Annotated in this window: 13 protein-coding genes; 7 read left to right on the top strand and 6 right to left on the bottom strand. The window is 68.7% G+C overall.

What is annotated here, in order from left to right; genetic code table 11:
* Window positions 1–8 precede the first annotated feature (8 nt).
* Genes ACWC24_RS36740 through ACWC24_RS36730 form a run of 3 tightly spaced genes read right to left on the bottom strand, consistent with a single transcriptional unit; the run spans window position 9 to window position 3,873 of the window.
* Entirely contained in the window at window positions 9–1,019 is a 1,011-nt protein-coding gene (locus ACWC24_RS36740) for a TniB family NTP-binding protein (protein WP_385656115.1), read from the bottom strand.
* 44 nt (window positions 1,020–1,063) lie between these two features.
* Window positions 1,064–3,250: a transposase gene (locus tag ACWC24_RS36735; RefSeq protein WP_450667250.1), complete on the bottom strand. Its 2,187-nt coding sequence runs from the start codon at window positions 3,248–3,250 to the stop codon at window positions 1,064–1,066.
* Window positions 3,247–3,873, bottom strand: coding sequence for a TnsA-like heteromeric transposase endonuclease subunit (locus tag ACWC24_RS36730; protein ID WP_450667249.1), 627 nt, complete (start codon window positions 3,871–3,873; stop codon window positions 3,247–3,249). The genes ACWC24_RS36735 and ACWC24_RS36730 overlap by 4 nt, the downstream gene beginning before the upstream one ends.
* An 871-nt stretch (window positions 3,874–4,744) precedes the next feature.
* Here ACWC24_RS36730 and tpg point away from each other — a divergent pair.
* Window positions 4,745–5,338, top strand: a complete 594-nt coding sequence (gene tpg / locus ACWC24_RS36725; RefSeq protein WP_385656060.1) for a telomere-protecting terminal protein Tpg — start codon at window positions 4,745–4,747, stop codon at window positions 5,336–5,338.
* A gap of 92 nt (window positions 5,339–5,430) precedes the next feature.
* Here tpg and ACWC24_RS36720 read toward each other — a convergent pair whose 3' ends face one another.
* On the bottom strand, window positions 5,431–6,120 hold the full coding sequence (locus ACWC24_RS36720) for an AbiV family abortive infection protein (protein WP_385656062.1): 690 nt from the start codon (window positions 6,118–6,120) through the stop codon (window positions 5,431–5,433).
* A 104-nt stretch (window positions 6,121–6,224) separates the two neighbouring features.
* A complete protein-coding gene (locus ACWC24_RS36715; protein WP_450667248.1) occupies window positions 6,225–7,529 on the bottom strand; it encodes an AlbA family DNA-binding domain-containing protein in 1,305 nt (434 codons plus the stop codon).
* A gap of 543 nt (window positions 7,530–8,072) precedes the next feature.
* On the opposite strand from ACWC24_RS36715, the gene ACWC24_RS36710 reads away from it, so the two are divergent.
* The 4 genes from ACWC24_RS36710 (at window position 8,073) to ACWC24_RS36695 (ending at window position 12,062) form a co-directional block, all read left to right on the top strand.
* Window positions 8,073–8,396: a hypothetical protein gene (locus tag ACWC24_RS36710; RefSeq protein WP_385656066.1), complete on the top strand. Its 324-nt coding sequence runs from the start codon at window positions 8,073–8,075 to the stop codon at window positions 8,394–8,396.
* Between the two features lie 42 nt (window positions 8,397–8,438).
* Window positions 8,439–10,028, top strand: a complete 1,590-nt coding sequence (locus tag ACWC24_RS36705) for a hypothetical protein (RefSeq protein WP_385656068.1) — start codon at window positions 8,439–8,441, stop codon at window positions 10,026–10,028.
* 355 nt (window positions 10,029–10,383) lie between these two features.
* Window positions 10,384–10,953, top strand: a complete 570-nt coding sequence (locus ACWC24_RS36700; protein WP_385656070.1) for a hypothetical protein — start codon at window positions 10,384–10,386, stop codon at window positions 10,951–10,953.
* A 137-nt stretch (window positions 10,954–11,090) separates the two neighbouring features.
* Complete coding sequence (locus tag ACWC24_RS36695; protein ID WP_450667247.1) at window positions 11,091–12,062, top strand: hypothetical protein; 972 nt, start codon at window positions 11,091–11,093, stop codon at window positions 12,060–12,062.
* A gap of 113 nt (window positions 12,063–12,175) precedes the next feature.
* Here the strand turns inward: ACWC24_RS36695 and ACWC24_RS36690 are convergent, their stop codons facing one another.
* Window positions 12,176–12,733 (bottom strand): hypothetical protein, encoded by a 558-nt coding sequence (locus ACWC24_RS36690; RefSeq protein ID WP_450667246.1) that lies wholly within the window; start codon window positions 12,731–12,733, stop codon window positions 12,176–12,178.
* Between the two features lie 35 nt (window positions 12,734–12,768).
* On the opposite strand from ACWC24_RS36690, the gene ACWC24_RS36685 reads away from it, so the two are divergent.
* Together ACWC24_RS36685 and ACWC24_RS36680 are read left to right on the top strand one after the other, a co-directional pair.
* Window positions 12,769–13,413, top strand: coding sequence for a hypothetical protein (locus tag ACWC24_RS36685; RefSeq protein WP_450667245.1), 645 nt, complete (start codon window positions 12,769–12,771; stop codon window positions 13,411–13,413).
* Entirely contained in the window at window positions 13,410–13,706 is a 297-nt protein-coding gene (locus ACWC24_RS36680; protein WP_385656075.1) for a hypothetical protein, read from the top strand. Before ACWC24_RS36685 ends, ACWC24_RS36680 begins: the two co-directional genes overlap by 4 nt.
* The last annotated feature ends 331 nt before the right edge of the window (window positions 13,707–14,037 follow it).

Genomic DNA, 14,037 nt, shown 5'->3' with positions numbered 1-14,037 from the left:
CCGCCTCGTCAGAATCCAGTGCCGTTGTTGCGGGGGCGCGGGAGGCGTTTTCGGGGCGGGCGGGCTTGCTGTTCCGCGCGGATGTCGAGCTGGATGCTGGTCAGGAGCCGTTTGGTGATCTTTTCGCTGCCGTCGAGGAGGGCGGTGAGGGCGGCTTCACGGATGAGGTGGGACAGGCTTCCCATGACTCCGCCGGTGCGCTGGTGGAGGTAGTCGGCATGCCGGGCCAGGGTGCCGTGGGTGTGGTGGCGCAGGCGCAGGGCGTTTTCCATGGCGGTGACCAGGTCCAGCCAGATCCCGCGCTGTTCGACGGTGCCGCAGGACAGGGCGGTGTTGCGGACCAGGGTGAAGCGACCGGCGAGCTGCGCGCCGCGCGGCCCGTTGAGCAGAGGGGAGGCCTCGACGTCGACGCCGGCGTAGACAAAAGTTGCGGGAATCCTCTCGCCGAGGTGCTTCATCTGGTCGGACGTCTCCGCGCCGGCGCGGGTGCGGGTGTCGAGCAGGTGGACGTCGTCGACGAGGACCAGCGCGGTGCCCAGCTGGCACAGCAGGTGGCAGACGGCGTCGGTGATCTGCGCCTGGTTCATCCGGACCGCGATGGGGATGCCGAGGAACCGGGCGAACTCCGAGACCAGCATCTTGGGGGTGGAGGCGGGCGGCACCGCCAGGAACACCACGGGCAGCCGGTCGGTGCGCCCGGGGTGGCGGCGCTGCTCGGCGAGCTCGAAGGTGCGGCCCATTTCCAGCAGAGTGGTGGTCTTGCCGGTGGTGGGCGGCCCGGACACGATCAGCCCGCGGCGGGCGGTGCCCTGCTGGCGGCGGTTGAGGAGCATCAGCCGCCGCACCGACAGCGAGATGCGCTCCATGGCTGGGGTAGTCAGGACGACGAACCGGGAGTGGTAATCCAGGCGTTCCTCCAGCGACCAGTCCTCGCTGGTGTCCGGCGGGGGCTGCAGCGGGGGAGTGCCGACGAACTGCTGCCAGCCCTCCCGCGTGGTCGGCGGCGCATACGCCGCCATCTGCTGCTCCTGGTCCGGGACGGGACCGGCTTCGGCGACTGCTGTTACCACTGGGCTGCCTCCTGGAGGGCGTCGTAGATCCGGGACGGGCGGGGGATCGCGGCCGGCCCGGGTGGTGGTTCGTGCCCGGCGGGAGCGCCGCCGGCATCATTCGGTGAGCCGAAAGGGTCGTCGTCCTCGTCCCAGCCGTCCTCGAACTCCTCGCCCGCAGGCACCTCCTCGCCGTCGGGCTCGTCGAGGCCAGGTGGGGTGAAGGTGCCGACCAGGCCGTAGGACAGGGTCGGGGCCGTGAGTAGGCCGGGTGGATCGGGCTGATGCGGAGTGGGCCCGGCCAGCGATGCTGCGGCGCCGGCGCGTGCTGCGACGGTCCGTTCGCGGCGGGTGCCTTCCCCGTTGCCGGCCCGCCGCAGGAGGCGGTCCAGGGCCTGGGCGAGATGCTGCTCGTGCTCGTCGCGGTCGCTGCGGCGCTCGACGGTTGCGCGGATGTGCCGCCAGGTGAAGTCGGTGAAGGGAAGGCTGACACGCTCCCGGTGGATCCACGGGATCTCCTGCCAGCCGTCGGGCAGCCGTACCCAGATCTGATGGGGGTCGTAGGGGTTGTGGTGGATCTCCCACATCCCGTCCCAGGCTGTCGACTTGAACCCGCGGTGCGGGTTGAGGACCTTGTGGTCGTAGGTGCGGTAGTCGAAGCGGATGCCGTAATCGTTGATGCCCAGCCGCTTGACCGGCATGAGCTCGATGTAGTTCTCCGCGCTCAGCAGCACCGGGACATAGCCGGTCACGCCGACCAGCGCGGCCCACATCTCGTTCGGTGACACCGGGAGCTTGGGCGCCAGCGGATGGCGCAGTGAGGCGTGTTGGCGGTGCTGCCAGTCGGTGACCAGCCACTCGTCCAGCAGGTCCTGCAACTGGGGAAGGGTCCAGCACGCCTCGTCCTCGACGGCCTTGCCGCGCTCGGTGACGTTCGAGCCGGTGTAGCCAGCCACGTACTGCGAGAACCGGGCGCCGATGGTGCGGAACATCCTCTCGACGTTCCCCTTGGCCGGGCCATTGGCCGGCGGCGCCGGCTGCACCGACACCCCCAGGCTCTGACACGCCGCCGTGAACGAGGCGGAGATGAACACCGAACCCTGGTCGACGACCACCGTCTCCGGCATGATCACCGGACGGGCTGCCGCCCCCTCCAGCCGCGCGTCCAATGACACCAGGCGTTCGTAGGGGATGACCGAGCGCGACAGCGCCAGCGCCTCTTCCCATCCCGGGCGCATCCGCATGGGTGTCGCCATCTGCGCCAGCAGGATCGCCGCGTCCACCGATCCGGTGCCCATTGGCCGCAGCACGGTCGCGCAGATGCTGCGTGTTGCCACGTCCAGGGCGATCGTCAGCTCGGCCTTGCCCGTGACCCCGTCGGCCAGGACCACCATCACGTCCAGCGGGGTGCTGTCGAGCATCACCAGCTCGCCGGGCCGCAGCGCCACCGTCGGGGTGAACGGGGGAGCCGGCCGCGAGGAATGCCTTCGCCGTTGCGCCGCGGTTCCCAGCAGGCCCTGGCGGTCCGCGAGGGCGTGCACCAGCCGGTTGAACGTCGAGGCCGGCGGCACTTTCACCGTCCCCGCGCCGTGGGCGTCCTCCAGGATCCAGCCGACGGTGCTCCGCAGCCGGCTCAGCGTCCCGGTCGACCGTTCCTTCTGTGCCTGGAGTGCCTGCTCGATCGCGGCGACCACTCGCTCATCGGCGCGTCCTACTGGCGACCGCGGGCGGGCGGCCCGGCCGTCCACCAGCCCCCACAGGCCGTGCTCCCGGTAGCGGGCGCGCATTCGCCGCACCGTCACCGCACTGGCCGGCTGCCCGGCCGCCGTCAGTTCGGCGGCCTTGGCCTCCTCCCGCTCCGCTATGGTGCGCCGGGCCGGATCGAACTCGGGGCGCGGCACCTGGTCCTGTCCCGGGACGGGGCACCCGGTCTCGACCTCGCGCACGTGCCGCTCCCAGGCATAGGCGCGCTCGCGCACCTGCTCCGGGAGTTCCTCCAGGAGCCCGAACGGCGGTACGTGGCGCCGCGGTGCGCCCACCACCTCGAAGTCGGGGTCGGCGAGCAGGAAGTTCGCAAGGACCGTGGCGACGGAGTTGTCCGCGTCGATCAGCTTGACGCACGGTCCTTCCAGCATGACGACCGTCCACGTCCGCTTCGCGAACCGCACGTGTGTTCCGGGCTCCAGCACCACGGCGCTCACCCCTGCTCCCGGCCGGGGCTGCCTGCCGTCACGGTCACCCGCTCGTGCAGGGGCTCCTCCAGGGGAGCCGACAACTCCCCGTGCCACAGCGCATGGAAGACCACCGGGAAGACCTGGACCGGATCGCCGAGTTCACGCACACCCTCGATCAGCGGTAGCGGCCGCCGGAAGACCTCGGCCGCGCGCCTGGCCAATTCTCCGCCCCTGTAGCGGGGGTGCCGGTACCCGGCCAGCCAGCGCAGATTGGCCGCCAGAACCGGATCCGGGGGCCGCAGGACCTGGTACTGCCAGCCCACCGCCGCGGCCGCGGCCTCCATCACCGCCGCCCGGGCGGCCAGGCGCGGCGAGATGTCCCCGTGCCCGGCGCAGTCCGCCAGTAGACCCCTGCCGTCCGTGAGACGGGCCATCAGATGCGGTGCATGCCGCACCCGGGCCCCCTCACGGTCACGCCAGGTCAGTTCCACCGGGCGGCACGCTATGGCTACGACCGAAGGATCCCAGTCCAGCAGCATCACCTGGGTCCGCATGACCCCGGACGCGTAGTGCACCAGCCATCCGTCGGTAGCCGACCACCACCACCCCGGGGCCATCCGCTTGCCGTGCCGCACCGGGAACCGCCGCACCGTGCCGCACTCCTCCAAGCAGACACCACGTGCGGCGTCCGGCCACAGCATCCGCTGTTCGTTTCCCGCCTGGTCGACGAACCGGGCCTCCAACCGCTCGCCGATCCCGACCGGTAACTCCGCGGTCGCCTCAGCATCTGCCGGTATCCCGCTTGACAGCCTGGCGGGGTGCCCGGATGTGCGAACCGGCTCGCGGACCGCCGCAGCCGGCAGTCGGCCGCATCCGCCATCTGCCGGACCAGATGCCCGAGGACCGGCCTCCCCTGCGGCCTGCGCACCGCTGCGGGCTCCAGCGATCTGCCGTGGCGATGGGGGTAAGCCGGGGCCGCCGGGCGCCGGAGGGTGGTGCGTGTCGATCATGTGCTCCAGTCAAGCGTGCCCGTGCGCGCGGCCCGCCGAATTCGGCCAACTTCCGCCGCACACCGCCCGGTTCGCCCGGACTGCCGATAGTGGCGCAGGCCGGCTGCCGGTGTCAGTGCAGACCACTGCCCTGCTCGTGACGCTCCCCTCGGCTGCCTGCCGACCGCGCCCGTCCCGGTCACTGCGCGGTGTATGCGGCGGCGGCGCGGCCATGCCGGTCGCGGAGCACGCGCCGGACCATCGTCGTGCTGCCGCCGGCGTTCAAGGGGCCGCCCGAACGGCCCGTTCCGCGCCCGACCCGCAGCTGCCGACGCTGCACCCGGTCGGCCTCGCATGCTACCTCGGTCTGTATACGCGGCCCAGGTGACGACACCGCGCGGCAGCACCGCCACGACCGGCCTGGAGCTGATGACCGCGCTGCGCCCGCCGACCCGCGCCGAGAAGAACCCGAACACCGGCCGAGTTCAAGCGGGCCTTCAACGACGACGCGCTCACCGACGTATACGACGTCGTGGAGTGCGAGGTCCCCGGCGAACACCCGGTTCTCAACGGCAAGTTCGCTCGGCACCACCTGCGCACCCCGGCCGAGATGCTGATGGAGGAGCCCTACGACTGGTGCCGGCCGCTGACCGATGGGGAGTGCGCCAACCCCTACCTGGTCGTCGTCGACCTCAACATGAGCTTCGCCGCCGCCGCGAACGGCCTCACCGTCGGCCTGAACGGCCCCACCCGCCTGACCGGAACCCGCAGTTCGATCCGGCGCTGCCTGGCTCTTGGCTGGTGGACCTCTCCTACGTCGATCTGTCCCGCGTCCAGGAAGGCGGCGACCACGGATGGCCTGGTGGTCTCCACCCGCGCCCGCTTCGGCTTCACCGCCGCCGCAGGCACCACCGATGATGCCCGGATCCGCGACATCACCCAGGCCCTGCCACCCGAGTACGCAGACCGGCTCTTCACCGCCCGCGAGCAGGGCGCCACCGAGCAGCAGTTCCAGCAGATCGCGGCCGACGGCCTCGCCCAGATGTACTTCCGAGCCAACAACAGCCGCGCGTACGGGCTGGGCGTGGAGTTCACCGACGTGGACCGGCTCGACATCGAGGTGTAGACCGGCCTGCACGGAACGCCTGGTTCCCGGCATTGGAGCTGCCAGGAACCAGGCGCTTTGCGTAAGGAGACTGGCCTCCGAATCCTTGTCGGCTACCAGCTGTCCTGTTCACCCTCTGGGTCAGCCGATCCTGTGGCCGCGGCCCAGTCCTCAGGGTGTGCCACTGACAACAGCCGGAATTGCTGCTCATGGGTGCTGTCGTATGGTGTGGCGGCCGACTTCATCCGGACGTGATCGTTGATGAGGAGCATCTCGATCACTCGGGCGGCGGTCTGTAGGTCGGTTTCGGTCGTTCCGGCGGGAATGGCCGTGGGGGACAGGATGCTGTCGTCCTCGTCGCGGTCGACGTAGAACCCGCGCTGCTTTGCCAGGTTGGCGGTCCGGGCAGCGGCTTCCGCTTCCTGCTGCCGTGCCTGGTAGGCCTTCTCCCATTCCTCGTAGCTCGGTCCCGTGGCGCGGACGGCGCTGTAGTCGCCCCAGAACTCAGCGAGGTCGTCACCGAAGACCACCGCCTCCAGGTACTTCTTGGTGTGGCTCCTCCCGTGCTGAGTCAAGGCGTCCACCGTCCGGGGCTGATCAGCACCGGAGCTCCAGTCCTCCTGGAAGACGTTGTAGATCCACAGGGCCTTTCCGAGCTCCTCCTGCGCAAGGACGGTCAGGGAGTAAGCCCGCCCGTAGGACCCGGCGTTCAGCAGGGTGCGAGCGTCGGTGATCAGGGAGGAGGCGTTGTCCACCAACGCCTTCCAGAACTCGCGTGCCTGCCCTGGGCTCATTTCGGTCATGAACCCAGTGTGTCGACTTCCCGACCGGGGTCAGCAGTACTCGTACAAAGGCCTGGTCCCCGGCATTGGAGCTGCCGGGGACCAGGCGCTTCGCATCGTATGTGTTACCTCCTAGGCCGGGTCGAGGCCCGGTAGCTCTCGACTAGGGCCTCCATGCCGGTCAGGCCAGCGTCGAGGCCGAGCTGGCGGAGCCAGTCGTCCACCTGCTCCTGGCGGTCGGCGATGTCATGCAGGTCCAGGGCGGGGTTGGTACGGAAGACACCGCCGGCCGACGCACCGGCTTCCGGGATCTCCTGAAGGATCTCGGTGCGAAGGAGTTCCTTGACCTGACGGTCCGCGACGAGGTGGAGCTCGCGCGGCTGCGCCACAAGGGCGGGGTCGATGTCGGTGATGCGGGCGATCTCCGCGACGACCTTGGGGTCGACGGTGGTCTTCAGGATCCCTTCGAGCAGGTCCAGGAGGTTTGGTACTGGGTAGCGGTACTCCTCACCTGGCACCCCCACCTTGTCGAAGGCGTCGGCGTACCGCCGGATCCGGGAGATGACGTCGATGGTGACCGTCGCCAGCGCCGCCGTGGAAGTGCCGTAGACCTCGGGCAGGACGACCGTGACGACGGCCTCCACAGGGTGCGGCACCGGGCTGTCACTGAGGGCCCTGTACACCAGCCGGGCGGTGCGGGACCTGTTGTAACCGTGCTGCTGAAAGCTCGTGGATGAGGAGAACGACTGGTGCCCGAGGGTATGCAGGGCGGCGGGGAAGGCCGAGTTGTTCAGCGCACGGGCGAGAGCGGCGACAGTTCTCTCCGACAATGGGCGCCAGGCGCCAGCCTCTCCCATCAGGACGTTAAAGCCGGTGCGCAGGATGAAGTCCGCAGTGCACTTGCCCTCCTGATCCCTTTCCAGGTTCGGGGACATGACGTTCTGCCCCATGGGCAGCACCCTCGCGGCCGGTTCCTCACGGGCGAGCTGGAGAAGCCGGTCGCGGTCGGCGGTGGAATTCTGCCCGCTCAGCCGGATCGGCGCTTTCAGCTCTATCAGCAGGGGCCGGGGCGCGACGTTGGCGTCCACCCGGACTACCACCACGCTGCGCCCGGTTCCGTCAGCGAACGGAACGGGGATGAAGGTGGGCTCCCAGGGCGGGTCGAACTTCTCGCGGCACCCGCTGGCGATCTTGTCGATCGTCTCCTGGGCGTCGACACCGACGACACGCTCGGTGCCCGGCTCCGCTTTGTCGCTGATGCCCACCAGGATCATGCCACCATAAGTGTTAGCCATCGCCGCGATGGTCGTCACCAGGCTCTTGGAGTACTCGCGCTTGAACTCCAATGTCAGGCTTTCGACCTGGTCCGGACGCGCGGCGAGGGCACGGATGCGCTCGATCGTCAGGTCCGCCGCCGACGCGGCGAACAAAGAGTTGTTCATCCCTTAATAATCTGCCAACGGTCCCATTCCGGCACCGAATTATCGCATCGGCTCGGAGCCTGCTCGCCGCCGCCCAGCTCCCGGAGACGCAGCGTTTCGCATGCTGCGGAAGGCCCGCCACGACACCGGAGGGCGTCACCCGGATCGGTCGACACCGTGGCACGCCCTTCCTGGCGCCACCTTGGCCGCGTGCGGTCAGCTCCTTCAGCTGGGCAACGGCGCCGTAACCCTATTCATCATGTGGTGGCACCCACCATTAGGCCGGCGGCGAGCCCACCCGGTGGACCCGCCACACCCCGGCGATCTCGGGGCCGGAGGTCCGCCGTGCTTCGGCCACGCGTCCACGAACGAACCAGGTGACGACAGTCAACCGGACGACTCAACCGGCCGCCGCAGGCATCGCTCATTGGATGGAACACACCACCTGCGCAGCACCTGTTCCCCTGCGCCGGTCGTTGAGGCGGTTCGACGCATCCCGCACAGGGATCGCGCCTGAGCGATAGGGACGCCATGGCGGGCAAATTCGCCTTCTTGAGGGAAGAGTTCCTGATCGAGGGGGAGTGGGATGGGCTCGACCTCAAGGGGCCGGTGCGCCACCTGCGAGCCGGTATCGGGTCCGGCGGCAGCACGATCTCCGAGGCGGCCTTCGCGGCCCTGGGGGCCACCAGCGTGGGCCTCAGCCCTGTGATCACCGAGCAGTGCGAGGCCATCCGGATCGAGTTCGAGACGGACGAGGGCATCTGGACGGCCACCCTGGACCTCGCCGCCCAGCACGTGACCTTCCTGAACAAGACCACCGGAGAGGTCGAAGAGCCGCTGCCCGCGTGCGGAATTCGGGCGGCTGGGCATCCCTAACGGATGTGGCTGGAACGCGTTGATTACGTCTAACCTTCCCCCATGTCAGCTCTGTCGCCACTGAACCGCGCCTTCAACCAGATACCGAAACGTGCCGAGAAGCAGGAAGGTCCGCAGCTCCACGAGACCTTCGTCGACTCGGGCGTGCTCGACGTGATCAACATCGTTGACCATCAGGTGATCTACGGCCGTCGTGGCACAGGGAAGACACACGCCCTTAGTTACTTGGGATCCGAGGCGTCCGCGAACGGTGACCTCGCCCTTTTCATCGACCTGCGCACGATCGGCTCGGCAAACGGCCTGCTCGATCCGCAGTCCGCTGCGATCACCGAACGTGCCGCTCGTCTACTCGTCGACCTCCTTGGGCAGTTGCACGAATCGCTGATCAACGCGGTCATCGAGGACAGCGAGCTGATCGACGACGGCAACTTCGTGGAGAAGGCCGACCAGCTCCTCACGGCCATCACCTCCGTCCGCGTCCTGGGCGAAGTGGAGCGCACCGACGAGGCCGAGAGCAAGGCGGGCGGCAAGGATGGTGCTGCTGCCGAGGTATCGCTGGCGGGGGGTGGCCCCAAGTTCACCGGCAAGTGGAACTCGGAAACGTCGTCAGAAGACCGTGACCTTCAGCGAGAGACCCGCAAGGGTACCGAGCAGATCAGCCTCAACTTCAGCGACGTGGCAAAGGCGCTGCGTGACCTGGGCAAGACACTGAGCAGCAGGCGGGTGTGGCTGCTGCTCGACGAGTGGAGCAGCGTTCCCCGGGATCTTCAGCCCTACCTGGCGCACTTCCTCACCCGCTGCGTACTGCCGGTTCAGAAGTTCACGGTCAAGATCGCCGCCATCGAGCAGCAGTCCAACTTCCGTGCCCAGGTCGATGGCCAAACCATCGGGATCGAACTCGGCGCAGACATGGGTGCTCACGTCAACCTGGATGACTTCCTGGTCTACGAGGGCAACGAGGAACGCGCACGCTCGTTCTTCCAAGGCCTGTTCGCCAAGCATCTCAAGAGCGTGGCTTCGGAGAAGCCCAACCCACCTCTGGCACGCATCTCGGGGAACATGGTCTCTGCCGCGTTCACCGACAAGCGCGCGTTCGACGAGCTGGTGCGTGCCTCCGAAGGGGTTCCCAGGGACGCCTTGTACATCGCCGCCAAGGCCGCGATGAAGGCGGGCCCGGCAGAGATCTCCGTACCGCTCATCCGTGATGCTGCACGCGACTGGTACCACGGCGACAAGATGAACAGCATCGCGAGCCTTACTCAGGCGCGCCGACTGCTCGAATGGATCATCACTGAGGTCATCCGAAGGAAACGCGCCCGGGCGTTCCTCGTGAACAACGCCGATGCCCGTGATGAACTTCTGCTCGCGCTGTTCGATGCCCGCGTACTCCACATCATCCGGCACGGCTACTCCGCGCAGGACCAACCCGGCGAGCGGTTCGACATCTGGGGGATTGACTACGGAGCCTACGTCGACCTGATCCACACCCAGAGCGCGCCGCTCGGTGCCCTGCCGATCAGTGACGAAGGGGATGAGGGGTACGTCGACGTCGACGTACCTATGCAGGACCACAGGGCGATTCGACGGGCTGTTCTCGACCTCCAGCAGTTCTACGCGTCAGACGAGACCTGACCCCCGGGCGGCCGCGCGGCCGCCTCCGGCTCACGGTGGATCGACACCGCCCACGGCCGCGCTCCGACCTTGCTCGCATCCACCCTCACCGCACACCCGGCGGGTGCGCATCGCGACGAAGGCGGGGTATTCATGGCGGCCCTCGATGCCGACGTGGTCAGCGCCGGGGGCCTCACGAAGGACCAGGCCCAAGCCGGGCACGACGCCAACCGCCGGCGGCGGGGGGTCGTACCGCGCCCGAATGGTCCATTCCGCTCTTTGCGGGCGGCCAGGAAGTCAACCGCATTCACCAGCCCGCACCGGTCGCTACCCTCGTGGCAAAACCGGCTGGCAACGACGGGAGTTTGAACGGCCGATGGCTGATACCTCCGCGCCCGAGAACGCGATGACATCCTGGGATGTCCCGGACCTGCCCGGCCAGGTGCTGGCCGCCCCCGCGGGCAGCCGCCTGTTCCTGCTCCCGGACACGACCCTCGGTGGCGTCGGCATCTACCGGGACGACGTGGCTGGCCTGGTCAAGACGATGAGGCATCAGGGCCTGGACGTCGACTTCGCCCTGCCGCGGGAAGACAGGCGCTATCTCAGCGAGTACGGGGCCATCGATGTGGTGGCCGTGATCGCCGTGGCTGTCGCGGGCGACCTCAGCACTGAGGTCGTCAAGAGCATCGCCCGGCTCGTGTGGCACCGGGCCCGCTCTGCCCTCGGCGGCGGATGCACACCGCAGCAGGTCGACTCCGCCCCCGTGACGGTCAAGGCCGCTGAGGTGACACGGAACGGGGATGAGATCGTCATCCGCGGTCTGGAGGTCAGCGGCCGGGCCGCCGACATCGAAGGCCTTCTCCGCAACGCCCTGTCCGCTCTCGGCCCCACGGCACTGCCTCCTGCGGCTCCGGATGCCACCGGGGAGGCGGACCCTCCCGCATGAGATTCGCCGGACGTCTCATCCGCACTGGCGTGCCCCTGCCACCCGCCGGGGGGCCAGGCCGCCAGGCGATGATGCGACAGGAAGGAGTCGCGAGTCTGAGGCAGTCCATGCGCCTGTACGGGCAGTGCTGTCGCAGCATGTCCCAGACCTGGGGCCTGTCCCTGTCGCAGCTCCCGTCGTGGGAGGCCACCACCGAAGCCATTGACCGGCGCGGACTTCGCACCATGAAGGCGCAGCAGCTGTACCTCACACGAGTGTGGTCTCAGGCCGAGCGCCGGCTGCGGCGAGGCATCAACCGGCTCACGCGCCCCCAGGTCACCCTCGCGGGGCCGGTGTCACTGCGGGCCGCCGGAACCGAGCACCGCCGGTATCAGGGGATGGCACGGGCCCTGCAGATGCAGCCCCTTACGCAGGCGTCCTCCCAACTGTGGCCCGAACTTGAGGACTGGGCGCGGACATCGCTGGCCCGGGCCGTCGATGCCTTCAACTTTCTGGAGGACACCGACCTCGCCGAGCTGGCGCATCAGCATGCACATCACGTCGCCGCATTGGTCGGAGGCATCTTTGGCTGCGACATCGAGTACAGCGAGGACAGCTACTGGGACACCTGCCCCCTGTCTTTGATGCACCGCAGATCGGGCCTGTCCATCGGCTTCACCGCGATACGGCTGTGCTCCCTGTGCGGGAAGGACCTCGATGAATGTGAGCACCTGCTCGACACCCGGTACCCACTCATTGTCCGCCGCACCCCGGAAGGCACCTGCAACGCATGCGGGCGCCGCAGCTGTCCTCATACGGACGGCCAAAGCGTTCTTGCCTACCCCCGCCCAGTCATTGTCGAGGGACAGATCCACGAAGTAAGCATGGTGTCTCGGCCGAGAGACCCCCTGGCCCGATTCACGAAGATCGAATTCGATGTGCAGGAGCTCGCGCACAGCCTGGGACAGGAGCCGAACGGCCAGCCTCTGCGGTGCTTCCGCTGCCTGCATCCGTGCGAAGGGTTCAGTGGGCAGGATGCGGCAGGCACAGAACTTCCGGCCGGGCGCACTCCGGATAGACCCGTCCGAAGCGTAGGCGCAGACATCGTGTCGGCCTCACAGGGGATTTGATCTTCGTATTCCGGCACACCCGCGCACCGCGTTTCGTCGGCTTCCCTTGCCTTCCGTTCAGGCGCCCCTTGCATCAAAGGGGCCGGGCAGCGGATAGGCATTGATGGGCCGGGTCAGGGATTGGCCGGTTCGGGCTGGCTTTCGGTCGCGGCGGGTGTTGGCTGCGTCGCGTCGGCCGCCGTGTAGAAAACAGAGGAGCCCTGTTTGGTGCGCTGGGCCTGGCTCTTGGCCACGAGTCCTTCGAGCGTGGTGCGCACGACGGTGGTCTTGATGGTGCGCTTGGGGTGTTGCGGACCCAGCGCGGTGGCGGTTTCGGCAGCGGAGCGGGGTTCGTTCTGGCCCGCCAGGTGTTCACGCACGAGGTCGACAAGCGTCGGCGATGCTGACGGTGCGGCCGCCGCCTTCGCGGCCTTCTTGCCAGTTCGCTTCCCGGCCGCGGGTCGTCCTGACCGCCCCCGGAGGCCGGGGTGCCGCTGCTGTTCATCGAGGTCGACAACTGCACCGAGGAAGCCGCCCTCATCGCGCAGAAGTTCGACAAGTACGCCCGGTTCTTTAAGCGGCAGGAGAAGGACACCGACGGCCTCGAGAAGCCGATGTGGCGCACCCGCTGGTCCGCACCCCCCTCCGATGAGTACGAGCGGGTGCACCCGCCGGTCCTGCTCGTCTTCCACCAGGTCGTGTCGGCCAGCGCTCCGCCAGAAAACAGATGGCCAAGGTCGCCGACCTCACCCGCTACCACTGGCAAGGGCGGTGGCATCCCGAGGGCGGCTACCACTCCTACGACCACTGCATCCCGATCGTGGCGACCACGCTTCAGGAGCTGCGCGCACACGGCCCGGCCGGGCCCGCCTTCTGGCGCTTCGGCCGCGACCACCGCCAGCCGCTGCTGGACGCGATCGGCAATGCCCGCCGGGACGCCTACCTCGCCCGCCGCCGCCAGGCCGCCAGGGAAGAACAGCGGCGCCGTGCAGAGCGGGAAGCCGCACAGCGGGAGGCGCGGCGGCGGGTCTGCGAGGAGTGCGGGCAGAAGTTCACCGACGACCGGTGGGAGGCGATCGGCTACACCCGGGACTGGAGCAAGCGCCAGTCACACCCGCACCTGTGCGAGGACTGCCAGGACCGGGCCGTCGCAGCCGAGCAGCAGGCCGAAGCCGACGAACACGAGCGCCAGGAGCAGGAGCGCCTGCGCCAGGAGGCAGAAGAACAGGCCGCCGCGCAGAAGGCCGGCGGCTGGCTCTCCCGCTTCCGCACCCGACCCGGGCAAACCGCGGCCACCGGCCACGCCGACAAGCCCAAGGCAGCCCTGGGCAAGCCCGCGTTGTCGGTGGCGGCTGCAACGCTGATCAGATGAACGGCGATGAGCAGCTGCTGAACGGCCGGGTCTACGGCGCGGAACACGACGACCCCCACCCCGGCCCGCTCCCACACCGGACTTACGCCGAACTGGTCGGCGGGCCGCTGGACGGCCTGCTGCTGGACATCCACGGCTGGCGGACCGAGGAAGTCGACGACGGTGTCGCCCTGTCCACCGAACTCGGACGGTGGCCCGGCGGCCGCGCCCTGTACGACCCGCGCCCCGGCGAACCCCGCACGCCCGGCCCGGGTGTGAGCTGCCGCTTTTACTACTCCGGCGACACACCCTGACCACAGGCCCGACTACGGCAGGTCAGGAGTCGGTGATGTGGCCGAACCCGCTCCGCATCGGCGTCACCTCCTGAGCGTACGCACCCGCACAGCGTGCACAGCCGCGTCCCCGGGTTCTCCGCCCCGTTCAACGCGTGCTCCACATTGAGCAGCGGCGCGCCCTGCGGAGCCTATTCGCAGTCCGGCGCGTGCAGCACGCCCCGGGCCGGGCCCCGCCCCTCGGTGGTTCTGCGAGTGGGGGGGTGCCCCTATCTCTTTGGTCAAGCTGTTGGGGTGCCCCGGTGGAGGCGGAGCGTGCGTCAGCCATCCGCCGCTGTGTCGATGCCTGCGT

The organism is Streptomyces sp. NPDC001443 (genome assembly GCF_053597355.1).
The sequence above is the reverse complement of the archived record's forward strand: the minus strand, read 5'-3'. Positions and strand labels throughout refer to the sequence as shown.

Bases quoted from the DNA above. Each gene is read 5' to 3' on its own strand.
- ACWC24_RS36740 (WP_385656115.1), bottom strand. From the start codon at position 1,019: ATGGCGGCGTATGCGCCGCCGACCACGCGGGAGGGCTGGCAGCAGTTC.
- ACWC24_RS36720 (WP_385656062.1), bottom strand. From the start codon at position 6,120: ATGACCGAAATGAGCCCAGGGCAGGCACGCGAGTTCTGGAAGGCGTTG.
- ACWC24_RS36705 (WP_385656068.1), top strand. From the start codon at position 8,439: ATGTCAGCTCTGTCGCCACTGAACCGCGCCTTCAACCAGATACCGAAA.
- ACWC24_RS36700 (WP_385656070.1), top strand. From the start codon at position 10,384: ATGGCTGATACCTCCGCGCCCGAGAACGCGATGACATCCTGGGATGTC.
- ACWC24_RS36695 (WP_450667247.1), top strand. From the start codon at position 11,091: ATGTCCCAGACCTGGGGCCTGTCCCTGTCGCAGCTCCCGTCGTGGGAG.
- ACWC24_RS36685 (WP_450667245.1), top strand. From the start codon at position 12,769: ATGGCCAAGGTCGCCGACCTCACCCGCTACCACTGGCAAGGGCGGTGG.
- ACWC24_RS36680 (WP_385656075.1), top strand. From the start codon at position 13,410: ATGAACGGCGATGAGCAGCTGCTGAACGGCCGGGTCTACGGCGCGGAA.